The sequence below is a fragment of the Algorimicrobium bowmanii genome (genome assembly GCF_054031195.1).
Genome location: NZ_CM132929.1, coordinates 763,365 through 776,389 on the forward strand (window position 1 = coordinate 763,365; position 13,025 = coordinate 776,389).

The window sequence follows — 13,025 nt, forward strand, 5'->3', positions numbered from 1 at the left end:
GATTTATAACATGTACAATCAAATAGAAACAGAATCTGAAAACGAGCAATTAGATATCCAAGGTTTGGTATACCGTTACTTAACCTATTGGCCATGGATTTTAGTCAGTGCATTAATAATGACATTATCTGCATTTTTATACTTGCGCTACATTCCTAATAGCTATACCACAACAGCAAAAGTTAAAATCTTATCCGATAAAGAGGCTTCAGGTCTGTCCTTAGATCTCGATAAAATTTTAGGTAAAGGTAATGTAAACCTTGAAAATGAAAGAGCCATTTTAAATTCCTTTCGTTTAAACCGTAAGGTTGTTGAAAAACTTAATTTACAAGTATCTTACTATCAAACAGGTCGTGTCAATGAAGTGCGCGTTTTTAATGCGCCTTTTGTAGCAACCTATGTAGCAGAAGCTGATGGGGGAGAAGCTGGTTTAGAATACGATATTACTATTATTGACTCAGGATATAAAGTGGTTAATACCAATACAGGAACGGTTCTAGAAATACCTTCATTTTATTTTAATGAACCAACAGCCGAATTCCCATTTGTATTAGCGCCTAAGGATAATAATACCATACAACCAGGACCTAACCCGGATTACCATGTGCGAATTAGGAATTTAAGTCATACGACTCAGAGTTTATTAAATAGTATTAAAATAGCTCCAGATGGTAAAAGCTCCGATATTATAACGCTGAGCTTAAATGCTACAGATAAAGACTATGCCCAATCCGCGTTAAATACCTTAGTCGAAGTTTATACGGAAGATGGTATTTTAGATAGACAAGAGGTTTCTAAACGTACAATCTCTTTTATTGATGAACGTTTTCAATACCTGTCGGTTGAGTTAGATTCTATTGAAGTGTCTAAAGGGGTGTTTAAGCAAGATAATAATCTGAGTATTTTTGAAGCCGACGCTGCTTCTGTTCTGCAAAAGCGTACCATGAAAGATGAGCAGCTTTTTGAGGTGGAAACTCAAGTGATGCTAGCTGAGGTATTAGAAAATAGTATTACTAATGCCAATGATTTTGAATTATTACCTGCTAATATTGGATTATCAAGTGGGGCTATTAACGATTTAGTAGCCGATTATAATAACGCCGTATTAGAATATAATAAATGGAAAACAAGTGCTGGTGATAGTAATCCGCGTGTTAAAATTTTAAAGCAAACAATTACCGATTTAAACAGCAACATAAGTAGTTCACTAAAAGGCTATAAGGGGCAATTACAACAATCCTTAAAGCAAAATCAGCAAGCGCAAGCCAATGCACAACAGTCTTTTAAAACCTTGCCAAACAAAGAATTAATTTTACGCAGCATTGAAAGGCAACAACTACTTAAGGAAAACCTATACCTTTTACTATTACAAAAGCGTGAAGAAGCGGCTATAAATATGGCGGTAACTTCTGCGAATGTTAAGGTTATCGACTATGCACTTACGAATGCGACACCGGTAGCACCCAAGCGACAAATAATCTTGCTAGGGGCCTTAATTTTGGGGGTGCTAATTCCAATAGGAATTCTATACGTTAAGTTTTTATTGGATAATAAAATTTATTCAGGAAAAGATGTAGAAGCTATCAATCCAAAGATGGCAATCTTAGGAGAAATTCCTGCCATACCATCGGCTAAAGAAGCACCACAAGGAATTCAAAACAATGCACAAGCAGAAGAAGCGTTTAGAACCCTTGTACACAACTTAAACTTTATGCAAGTGGGTAACGCACACGAAGGTGGGCATGTTATTAGTGTCACGTCTTCTGTTAAAGGGGAAGGTAAAACAACAGTTTCATATAACATAGCCGACACCTATTTTCAACTTAAAAAACGAGTGCTATTAGTTGGAGCAGATTTAAGAAATCCGCAGTTACACCCTTTTATTAACGTGTCTAAAGATACATTCGGACTTTCTAATTATTTAAGTGACCCAGATGCTAACTGGCGTGAAGGGGTTATTAATTTGGATAAAAACGCCAATAACTTTGATATGATGCTGTCGGGAGCAATTCCACCGATGCCTGCTGTTTTATTAGCTAGTCCTCGTTTTGAAGAATTTATAAGTGAAGCACGTAAGGAGTATGATTATGTAATTATCGATACGGCGCCAACCTTATTAGTAGCAGATACCTTAACCTTTATTAATAAAACAGATTACGCTGTTTATGTGGTACGCTCAGGAACTACTGAAAAGAAATTAATAGAGTATTCTAAAAAACTTGTTGATCAGAATAAAATTAACAAGATGGGCTATGTTGTTAACGATATCAGTCATAGAGGGGCGCACGGTTATGGTTATAACTATGGGTATGGATATGGCTATTCAGCAGATGTTCCCAAAAAAGCATGGTATCAGTTTTGGAAGTAGACTTATTAGTCATGACTAAATATATAAATTAACAGATCAACCCTGTATAAGTAAATAGTGTGATAATTTTATAAGTCGAAAAGACATAACTAAAAAAGCCTTCGAAAATAACCTTAAATAAAAGTAGAGTTTATAATGACTAAAAAGCATATATTTTTTTTATCGGTTTTACTAGCTTTTATACAGGGTGGACAAGCGCAAACGGAAATCAAATTCAATGCTGCTACAGCGGCATTGTTGATACCTAATTTTGGAGTCGAAATACCTATAAGTAGTCATTCTAGTGCACAATTAGATGTATTAGCTTCTTTTTGGGATAGTTTTAATGGCGATCCCTTGCAAATTATACAAGTATTTCCAGAGTATCGTTATTATTTTAAAGCCAAACGCCAAGGTGTTTTTCTCGGAGCCCATGTTGGGTTCGGGATGTATACCATGCAGAAACCTGGCTTTTTAGTGGTTTACGATCATTACAGTGAAGCAAGTGGATATAATAAACAAGATCACGGACAATACGAGTCGGGTCGTGCAACTTTTTATGGTATTACAACTGGGTATAAGAAACGGTTTAACGACCGTTGGGGGATAGAAGTATTTGTTGGAGGGGGCTTAACCCAATCTAATTATAAAGGATATGATGGTTTAGAGCGTGTGGATGTAGATGAAACCAATTACCGGGATTTTAATGGAAGCGGAGAAGTTTTGTTGTACCGTGGTGGTATTATGTTAGTTTACATGCTTAAATAAAAAACGAAGCTGAGAAAGAGTAATAAAAAAAGCGTCTGTTGTAACAGACGCTTTTTTTATGTAAATCAATAAGGGTTTATTTGAATGCATTTAAACCGGTAATATCTAATCCGGTAATCAGTAAATGGATATCGTGCGTACCTTCATAAGTAATAACACTTTCTAAATTCATAGAATGACGCATAATGGAGTATTCACCGCTAATACCCATGCCGCCTAGCATCTGACGAGCTTCACGAGCAATATTAATAGCCATGTCTACGTTGTTACGTTTCGCCATAGAAATCTGTGCGGAAGTTGCCTTATCTTGATCACGTAATACACCTAAACGCCATGTTAATAATTGGGCTTTAGTTATTTCGGTTATCATTTCAGCTAGTTTTTTCTGTTGCAATTGAAATTGTCCAATGGGTTTGCCAAATTGAATACGCTCTTTGCTATAACGCAATGCTGTATCATAACAATCCATAGCAGCTCCAATAGCACCCCATGCAATACCGTAACGTGCCGAATCTAAACAACCTAATGGTGCGCCTAGTCCAGATTTGTTTGGTAATATGTTTTCTTTTGGAACTTTCACATTATCAAAAATAAGTTCACCTGTTGCCGATGCACGTAACGACCATTTATTATGGGTTTCTGGAGTTGTAAATCCTTCCATACCACGCTCCACAATAAGTCCATGAATACGTCCTTCTTCATTTTTTGCCCATACAACAGCTACCTGACAGAACGGAGCATTTGAAATCCACATCTTAGCACCATTTAAAAGATAGTGGTCGCCCATATCTTTAAAGTTGGTTACCATGCTACCTGGATTAGAACCGTGATCGGGCTCTGTTAATCCAAATGAACCTATCCATTCACCTGAAGCTAATTTAGGTAGGTATTTATTGCGTTGTTCCTCATTTCCGTATTTCCAAATAGGATACATAACTAGAGATGATTGCACCGATGCAGTACTGCGAACACCTGAATCACCACGTTCAATTTCTTGCATGATAAGTCCGTATGAAATCTGATCCAAACCAGCTCCGCCATACGCTTCTGGTATATAAGGACCGAAAGCGCCTATTTCAGCGAGTCCGTTTATAATTTGTTTTGGGAATTCAGCACGCTGAGCATACGCTTCAATAATAGGTGATACATCGCGCTTAACCCATTCGCGGGCAGCATCACGTACCAATTTATGCTCGTCTGTTAATAGCTCATCTAAGTTATAGTAATCAGGAGCTTCAAATAAATCTGGCTTCATGTTTATTTTTTTAAAGTAATAGTCGTAAAAATAACGAAAACGATTGCAGTTAACAATTAATAAACTACATTTTCAGATAAAAATCTTTGGTAAGTGCGGTATAGGCTGACGTGTATTGATGTCTTCCTGTTTCAATAACAAGTGTATTCTTCTCTAAAGATGTTTTACCGCGCTTAAATGCCATTAAACTGCGTTTAATGTCCGATTGCTCATGGCCTTTTACATGGGTTATTTTATAAGGAAATAGGCCGTACTTTGAAGCTAAGTTTGTAAATGCCGCTTCTTCTTGAAAAGGGATAATTACAGCAAATTCTCCGGTAACAGCAAGGAGTTTAGAAACACTGTCAAGCAAATGATTAAAAGGCATGGCATCTTGAAATCGAGCCAAATCACGTTGCGCACTCTCTGTTTTATAAGCTTCGGAATAAAATGGCGGATTAGAAATGATGAGGTCGTAAGTGTCGTCTATTTCTTCAGCAAATTCCATTAAACTAGCGTGATAGCAATATAAACGATCAGCCCAGTCAGACTGTTCGAAATTGGAAACACACTGCTCAAATGCCTCGGCGTCTATCTCTAAAGCATCAATAACGGTTGCGGTACTTCTTTGTGCTAACATCAAACTCAAGACTCCGGTACCAGCACCAATATCTAAAATAGAAAACGGATGAGCATCAATAGGTGCCCATGCGCCTAATAAAACACCATCGGTTCCTATTTTCATAGCACAACGATCTTGTTCAATGGTAAACTGTTTGAATTTGAAAGGTTTATGCATGCTGCTGTTTTAGAAACAAATTGTGTTTAGTATGATATGCTTATTTAGTCTTCTAAATATAGGTCAATTAATCCTGGAGGTGTTTTTATGGTGATTTCTTTTCCTGCTTTATCAACTTGCTCTATAAATTCATCGTTCATTGGGATTAAAATTTCGGTACCGTCACGATCAATTTCAAATAAAGCTTGTGCTGTCGAATCGTTAACAGAAGTAATCTCCCCAACATATCCAAACGCTGTATCTGTAACTTTAAAACCAATTATTTCGTGGTAATAAAACTTATTGCCTTCTAACTTAGGAAGTAAATCCAAAGGCAGGTAAATAGCACAGTTTATTAATGCATCTGCATCGGCTTCTGTATCGACATCTTCAAAACGAACACGTAGTAAATCAGATTTATGTAACTGTGATGATTCCACAAAGAAGGGAACTAAGTTAGAACGTAAATCGATAAACATAGCGTCTAAATGTTCATATAAATCAGGTTCATCGGTGTCTAACTTAATAAGTAACTCACCTTTAAAACTGTATTTAGATACTATTTTACCTAAATAAAAACAGGCCTCTTTTTTCATGGTATAACTGTTTGGATGTTGCAGTATGGATTTAAATATAAACTATAAACACCTTTATGCTGTGTTTATAATCGTAATTAGGTATAAAAAAACCCAGACCGTTTAAGTCTGGGTTCAAAAGTATAAAAAAAAATGTTTTTATTCTTCTTCGTTTGATGCATCTGCTTCAGCTGCTGGAGCCTCTTCAGAAACTTCTTCTACTGCTGGTGTATTGGCAGCAATACGTGCTTCATTAGTAGCTTTTTCAGCTGCTAATGCTTTAGCTTTAGCGTCAGCTTGCGCTGCAGTTAAACCTTGTTCTTTAGCTTCAATTTTGCTTGTTTTTTCTTCTAACCAAGCAGTAAATTTAGCTTCAGCTTGCTCTTCTGTTAAAGCGCCTTTTCTAACTCCACCTGCAAGGTGATTTTTTAACATAGCACCTTTGTAAGATAAAAGACCTTTAGCCGTATCTGTTGGTTGTGCACCATTTTGTAACCACTTAACTGCACTATCAACGTTTAAGTCTATAGTTGCTGGGTTTGTGTTTGGATTGTAGATACCTAATTTCTCTAAGTATTTACCATCTCTTTTTGCGCGTGCATCAGCCGCAACAATCCAGTAATAAGGTTTTCCTTTTTTACCGTGTCTTTGTAATCTAATTTTAACTGACATAAATAATTAATTTGTGAGGTTCGCGACCTCGATTATTAATAATGGCTGCAAATATACGCTATTTTTTTGAAACTTAATTAATTATCTAAAATGCTTTTTCTTATTTTTATTTATGTTATTTTTGATTGCTAATATTAGTTGCATAAATACAAAATCATGAGAAAAATAGTTGCCCTAGCCATAACCTTTATAACCCTTTTTAGTTGTGGCGATGAGATTGAGTTTAATACACCTGCAGTACAAGGAAAAAAAGATGGTGTGCGTTGGAAAGCGACCTATTTTAATGCCCGTTTTGACGATGCTGATAAATTGTTAATTACAGGTGGTGATAATTTTGAAACAATATATTTACATCTTGCCGATTTAGCTATTGGCGATTACCCATTGGGAATTGGAAGCACAAGCTACGCTGAGTTTTTAGATTATGACGATATCAGTTATTCAACAAATAACGAGCATAATTCCGATTTTAGCGATTACCCTGCTGAAGGGCTTATTTCGGTAACACGCTACGATGCTGCGAATAATATTATTTCTGGGGAGTTTTATTTCTCAGCTTATTCAAACGATGGACTTAAAGTGGTGCACTTTAGTGAGGGTGTGTTCTTTGATATACCACTTCCGGTTGGTGCTGGTCCAAACTTAATGTCTTGTGAGGAAGCTCAAACGCTTGTTGATCAAGCTGAAACTTTATACCTAAATACACCAACAACCTCAGCAGAGTACACGGCTAACTGTAATGCTTACAGAGAAGCACTTGTTAACTTGCAAATTGCTTGTGTAGATGGCGATGGTAGTATTCAAGCAATTATTGATACCTTATATTGTGGTGATGATGATGCAGATGGAATTCTATCAGTTAATGAGGACGTGAATGCTGATGGTGATGTAACAAATGATGATACAGATGGAGATGGTGTTGCAAACTATTTAGATGCTGATGACGATGGAGATTCTTTAAATACAATTGCTGAAGATGTTAATGCTAATGGTGATGTTTTAGATGATGATACAGATGGTGATGGTATCCCAAACTATTTGGATAATGATGATGATGGCGATGGTGTTTTAACCAGTGATGAAGATGTAAATAATGATGGCGATGTAACAAACGATGATACCGACGGTGATGGTATTCCAGATTACCTTGATAATTTTTAATGTATAAAACATATCATAAAAAAAACGCAGCTACTAGGCTGCGTTTTTTTTTTATGCCAATTTTTTTCAAATTGTTTATAACTTCATTTTATAAAAGCATTAATAATATGTAATTTTAAAAACTTTTCTTCCAAAGAAAAACAGTCATATTATCAGCTATTTACAGTATTTTTATGTCAATATTGTATGGCAATCCGTTAACAAGTAGAATACCATAAAATCAAATTATAGATGTACTTAATTTTTGATACAGAAACAACCGGCTTACCAAAACGTTGGGATGCACCAATTACCGATACCGATAATTGGCCAAGATGTATTCAAATAGCGTGGCAATTACACGACGCTATGGGGAATTGTATTGAGCACGAAGATTATTTGGTAAAACCTGATGGTTTTAATATTCCTTATGATGCCGAAAAAATTCATGGTATTTCTACAGAGTTAGCCCAAGAGCAAGGGGTTGATTTACAAACGGTTTTAGAGAAATTTAATGAAGCTCTGAATAAAACGAAGTTTGTTGTTGGTCAGAATGTGAAGTTTGATTTAAACATTATGGGCGCTGAGTTTGTTCGTGGAAACATGGCTAATAAGCTTCAAGAGCTACCTGTTTTAGATACTTGTACAGAGCATACCGCAAACTTATGCGAAATACCAGGAGGGCGGTATGGAAAGTTTAAACTACCTACTTTAACGGAATTACACGAGTACCTATTTAATAAGCCTTTTTCTGAAGCGCATAACGCTACGGCCGATGTAGAAGCCACTACGCGCTGTTTCTTAGAATTGGTGAGACGTGAAGAATACACCGTTGAACAACTAGATGTTGAGCCGGATTATTTTGAACAATTCCATAAAGCTAATCCGCAAGAAATTAAATTAATAGGTTTAAAACATATTAATTTAAAACGAGCTAGTGATAAAATTAGAGAGCGCCTCTTAAAAGCTCAAGATGATGGGCTGTCGGCTCAAGAGATTAAAGAGAATATTTCTGAGTTAAAAGCGGTCGATTTTGTGCACCTGCATAACCACTCACAATTTTCTATTTTACAGTCTACAATTAGTATTCCTAATTTAGTTGCTGTGGCAGCCGAACATAATATGCCTGCTGTAGCGCTAACCGATCATGCTAATATGATGGGGGCTTTTCATTTTGTAAAAGCTGTAAGTAATCATAATAAAAGTGTACAAGCAAAAAACAAAGAAGCTGAAGCTTTAGGTGAAGCACCAAAACATAAAGAGATTAAACCTATTTTAGGATGTGAGTTTTTTGTCTGTGAAGATCATACAGATAAATCGCGAAAAGATAATGGCTACCAAATAGTTTTAATTGCTAAAAACAAAAATGGTTATCATAATCTAGCTAAATTATCATCGCATGCCTTTGTGGATGGATTTTATTATCTACCACGAATTGATAAAAAATTAATACAACAATATAAAGAAGACCTAATTGTACTAACCGGAAACCTTTATGGTGAAGTGCCAAGTAAGGTACTGAACGTTGGTGAATCTCAAGCCGAAGAAGCCTTATTGTGGTGGAAAGAAACTTTTGGTGATGATTTGTATGTTGAAATAATGCGGCATAATCAAGAAGATGAAAACCGTGTAAATCCGGTGCTTATTGATTTTGCTAGAAAACACAATGTTAAATTAGTAGCAACCAATAACACCTATTATGCTAAGAAAGGAGATGCTAATGCTCATGATATTTTATTATGTGTAAAGGATGGTGAAAAACAGGCAACGCCTATAGGTCGTGGCCGTGGGTATCGCTACGGAATGCCTAACCAAGAATACTACTTTAAGTCTTCAGACGCTATGAAGGAACTTTTTAAAGATGTTCCGGAAGCCATTATAAATATTCAAGAAGTAGTTGATAAAGTAGAAGCGTTTGAGTTGGCCAGAGATGTCCTTCTTCCTGCCTTCGATATTCCTGATGAATTTAAACATGAAGCCGATTTAACGGATAATGGCAAGCGTGGGGAGAATGCGTTTTTAAGACACCTAACTTATGAGGGGGCTAAAAAACGCTATGGTGAAGAACTCTCAGAAGAGGTAATTGAGCGGTTAGACTTTGAGCTGAGCGTTATTGAAAAAACGGGTTACCCAGGTTATTTCTTAATTGTAGAGGATTTTATTCGTGAAGCACGAAATATGGATGTTTCGGTAGGTCCAGGGCGTGGTTCAGCAGCAGGGTCTGTTGTTGCCTATTGTTTATGGATTACCAATATCGATCCTATGAAGTACGATTTACTTTTTGAGCGTTTCCTAAATCCAGACCGTGTAAGTATGCCCGATATTGATATTGATTTTGATGATGAAGGTCGAAGTCGGGTTATGGATTATGTAATAGATAAATATGGTGCCAATCAGGTGGCTCAAATTATTACCTATGGTACGATGGCAGCCAAATCATCTATTCGTGATACCGCACGTGTACTCGATTTGCCACTTTTTGATGCCGATAGAATAGCTAAGCTAATACCTAACATGTCCAAATTAAGGAAGATATTTGGAATGTCGGAAAAGGAATTGAGTTCTAAATTTCGTGCTGAAGATCTTGAAAAGGTAAACGAGCTTTTAAATATTTCTGATGGTTCCGATTTACAGGCGGAAACAGTGAACCTAGCCCGTACTTTAGAAGGGTCGGTAAGAAATACGGGAATTCACGCTTGTGGTGTGATTATTACTCCAGATGATATTACCAAGTTCGTACCAGTCTCAACGGCAAAAGATTCGGATTTATATGTAACCCAATTTGATAACTCTGTTGTTGAAGACGCAGGACTTCTTAAAATGGATTTCTTGGGTTTAAAAACGTTGACTCTAATTAAGGATACAGTTAAAATTGTAAAAGCTAAACACGATGTTTTATTAGATCCGGATAGCTTTCCTTTAGATGACGAGCAAACATACGAGCTCTTCCAACGTGGTGAAACAGTTGGTGTTTTTCAATATGAATCGCCCGGTATGCAGAAACACTTAAAGGAGTTAAAGCCTACGGTGTTTGAAGACTTAATTGCCATGAATGCCTTGTATAGGCCAGGGCCAATGGAATATATTCCGAGTTTTACCAGACGTAAGCACGGAAAAGAAGATATTGAGTACGATTTACCTGCCATGGAAGAGTACTTAAAGGAAACCTATGGAATTACGGTCTATCAAGAGCAGGTAATGCTACTTTCTCAGAAGTTGGCAGATTTTACCAAAGGTGAAGCCGATGTCTTACGTAAAGCCATGGGTAAAAAGCAAATTGCCGTTCTAGATAAAATGAAACCCAAGTTTATTCAGCAAGCAGAAGCCAATGGGCACGATGCTAAAAAACTGGAGAAAATTTGGAAGGATTGGGAAGCATTTGCCAGTTATGCCTTTAATAAATCGCACTCTACCTGTTATGCTTGGATTGCATATCAAACGGCTTACTTAAAAGCGCATTACCCTGCTGAGTATATGGCTGCCGTGTTATCGAATAACATGAATGATATCAAACAGGTGTCATTCTTTATGGAGGAGTGTAAACGTATGAAGTTGGATGTACTTGGGCCTGATATTAATGAAAGTTACTATAAGTTTTCTGTAAACCAAGATAATGCCGTGCGTTTTGGAATGGGAGCAATTAAAGGGGTAGGACATGGAGCGGTAATGACTATCGTAAAAAACCGTGATAAAGACGGGCCGTATAAATCTATTTTCGATTTTGCGAAGCGTATAGATTTGCGTGCTGCTAATAAAAAAGCATTCGAAAATTTAGCCTTAGCAGGTGGTTTTGATGGTTTTAAAAATACCCATAGAGCACAATATTTTCATGATGATGGCGATGGTATTACCTTTTTAGAAAAAGCCATTAAATATGGTGCAAAACATCAGGAGAATGAAAATTCCGCACAGGTAAGTTTATTTGGTGAAGCTAGTAATGTGCAAATAGCCGAACCAGAGGTACCGCCATGTGAAGAGTGGGGGACTATGGAAAAACTAGCTCAGGAAAAAGAGGTTGTTGGTATTTATATTTCCGGACATCCATTGGATGACTTTAAAATTGAAATGAAAAATTTCTGTAATTCCGAATTGGCATTATTAGAAAATTTAGAACCCTATGTGAATAGAGAACTCACCTTTGGTTGTGTTGTTACCGATGTGCAACACCGCGTAAGTAAGCAAGGTAAAGGTTGGGCTATGTTTACTGTTGATGATTATTCAACGAGTTTCGAGTTTCGTATTTTTGGAGAGGAGTACTTGAAATTCAGACATTTCTTACTTAAAAACTCCTTCGTGCATGTTAAAGTTTTTGTTCGTGAAGGGTGGATAAAAAAGGATACCGGTGTACGTGGCGAACCACGAATACAGTTTAATAGTTTTCAGCTGCTACATGATGTCATGGCTACCTATGCTAAAAAACTATCTATACAATTAAATTTAGCCGATTTAGATGATTCTAAAGTTATGGCGCTTCAAAGTTTACTGAGGAGTCATGTTGGAGATCACGCACTAAATTTTATTATCTATGATAATGAAGAACAAATAAAATTAAGCATGCCTAGCAGGAAGCAAAAGGTGCAAATTACACAGGAACTGCTTCATGAATTAGAGCATAACGATGTGTTTTATAAAATAAACTAGAAAATATTTTAAAGCAACTATTGTAATATGTAAGCCCCGTGTTAAGGATTGACTGCCTGTTGGAGCGCTTCCCGATTCTTTTATCGGGGAAGCGACGCACGAAAGCCTGACCTTTGTAGTCTAGCAAAAAGGGAACACCCATAAGCGCATTATAGTTGTAAGTGATAAGCTGATAAATAAAACAAATTGTTAGGTTGTAAGCTTTGGCAAAATTTTTGACTAATATTGCATATATAAAAGAAGTAGAACAAATTTAAATTAAATATTATGGCATTAGAAATAACAGATGCAACGTTTGAGGAAACCGTATTAAAAAGTGACAAACCTGTAATGGTTGATTTTTGGGCTGCTTGGTGTGGACCATGTCGTATGGTTGGACCAATCATTGACGAAATCAGTAAAGAATATGACGGTAAAGCCGTTGTAGGTAAGGTAGATGTAGACGCAAATCAAGAATTTGCAGCAAAATATGGTGTACGTAACATTCCAACAGTTTTAGTTTTTCAAAACGGTGAAGTTGTAGGACGCCAAGTAGGTGTTGCTCAAAAAAGTGCGTATACAGAAGCTATTGATACGCTTTTATAAGATAATTGCACATTTAGTAGACGCCACTTAATTGTCTAATTTATGCAGGCGCGCACTATTAAATATAAAAGACAAAAGGTTTGCTGTTATGGCAAACCTTTTTTAGTTTAGAGCTATCGTATTTAGGGCGTTTGTTAGCTTGCTAGCGACGCAAACTAACACCAGGCTATCCACTGTATCTTTTTGAGCTTTAAAGCTAAAAAAGGATGCCGTTTCTATCCTTAACGCAAGAAAAGGTAATGGATGTAAGGTTAGTTGTAAAATAGTTCTAATACGTGTCTTAAA

9 protein-coding genes are annotated in these 13,025 nt (G+C 36.6%); 5 read left to right on the plus strand and 4 right to left on the minus strand.

What is annotated here, in order from left to right; translation table 11 throughout:
* The first annotated feature begins 10 nt into the window (after positions 1–10).
* Together ACW5R3_RS03330 and ACW5R3_RS03335 are read left to right on the plus strand one after the other, a co-directional pair.
* The gene (locus ACW5R3_RS03330; protein ID WP_456578210.1) at positions 11–2,368 is read left to right on the plus strand and encodes a GumC family protein; all 2,358 of its coding nucleotides are present in this window, start codon (positions 11–13) and stop codon (positions 2,366–2,368) included.
* A gap of 135 nt (positions 2,369–2,503) precedes the next feature.
* The gene (locus ACW5R3_RS03335; RefSeq protein ID WP_456578211.1) at positions 2,504–3,115 is read left to right on the plus strand and encodes a DUF3575 domain-containing protein; all 612 of its coding nucleotides are present in this window, start codon (positions 2,504–2,506) and stop codon (positions 3,113–3,115) included.
* 76 nt (positions 3,116–3,191) lie between these two features.
* On the opposite strand, the gene ACW5R3_RS03340 is transcribed toward ACW5R3_RS03335, so the two are convergent.
* The 4 genes from ACW5R3_RS03340 to ACW5R3_RS03355 form a co-directional block, all read right to left on the minus strand.
* Positions 3,192–4,370: an acyl-CoA dehydrogenase family protein gene (locus tag ACW5R3_RS03340; RefSeq protein WP_456578212.1), complete on the minus strand. Its 1,179-nt coding sequence runs from the start codon at positions 4,368–4,370 to the stop codon at positions 3,192–3,194.
* A gap of 64 nt (positions 4,371–4,434) precedes the next feature.
* Entirely contained in the window at positions 4,435–5,148 is a 714-nt protein-coding gene (locus tag ACW5R3_RS03345) for a tRNA1(Val) (adenine(37)-N6)-methyltransferase (protein ID WP_456578213.1), read from the minus strand.
* A 44-nt stretch (positions 5,149–5,192) separates the two neighbouring features.
* The gene (gene rimM / locus ACW5R3_RS03350) at positions 5,193–5,723 is read right to left on the minus strand and encodes a ribosome maturation factor RimM (protein WP_456578214.1); all 531 of its coding nucleotides are present in this window, start codon (positions 5,721–5,723) and stop codon (positions 5,193–5,195) included.
* Positions 5,724–5,861: 138 nt separating this feature from the next.
* Entirely contained in the window at positions 5,862–6,374 is a 513-nt protein-coding gene (locus ACW5R3_RS03355) for a 30S ribosomal protein S16 (protein WP_456578215.1), read from the minus strand.
* Positions 6,375–6,530: 156 nt separating this feature from the next.
* Here ACW5R3_RS03355 and ACW5R3_RS03360 point away from each other — a divergent pair, with 156 nt between their 5' ends.
* The 3 genes from ACW5R3_RS03360 (at position 6,531) to trxA (ending at position 12,740) form a co-directional block, all read left to right on the plus strand.
* Entirely contained in the window at positions 6,531–7,535 is a 1,005-nt protein-coding gene (locus ACW5R3_RS03360; protein WP_456578216.1) for a DUF6252 family protein, read from the plus strand.
* Positions 7,536–7,766: 231 nt separating this feature from the next.
* Entirely contained in the window at positions 7,767–12,155 is a 4,389-nt protein-coding gene (gene dnaE / locus ACW5R3_RS03365) for a DNA polymerase III subunit alpha (RefSeq protein WP_456578217.1), read from the plus strand.
* Positions 12,156–12,422: 267 nt separating this feature from the next.
* Entirely contained in the window at positions 12,423–12,740 is a 318-nt protein-coding gene (gene trxA / locus ACW5R3_RS03370) for a thioredoxin (protein WP_456578218.1), read from the plus strand.
* Positions 12,741–13,025 lie beyond the last annotated feature (285 nt).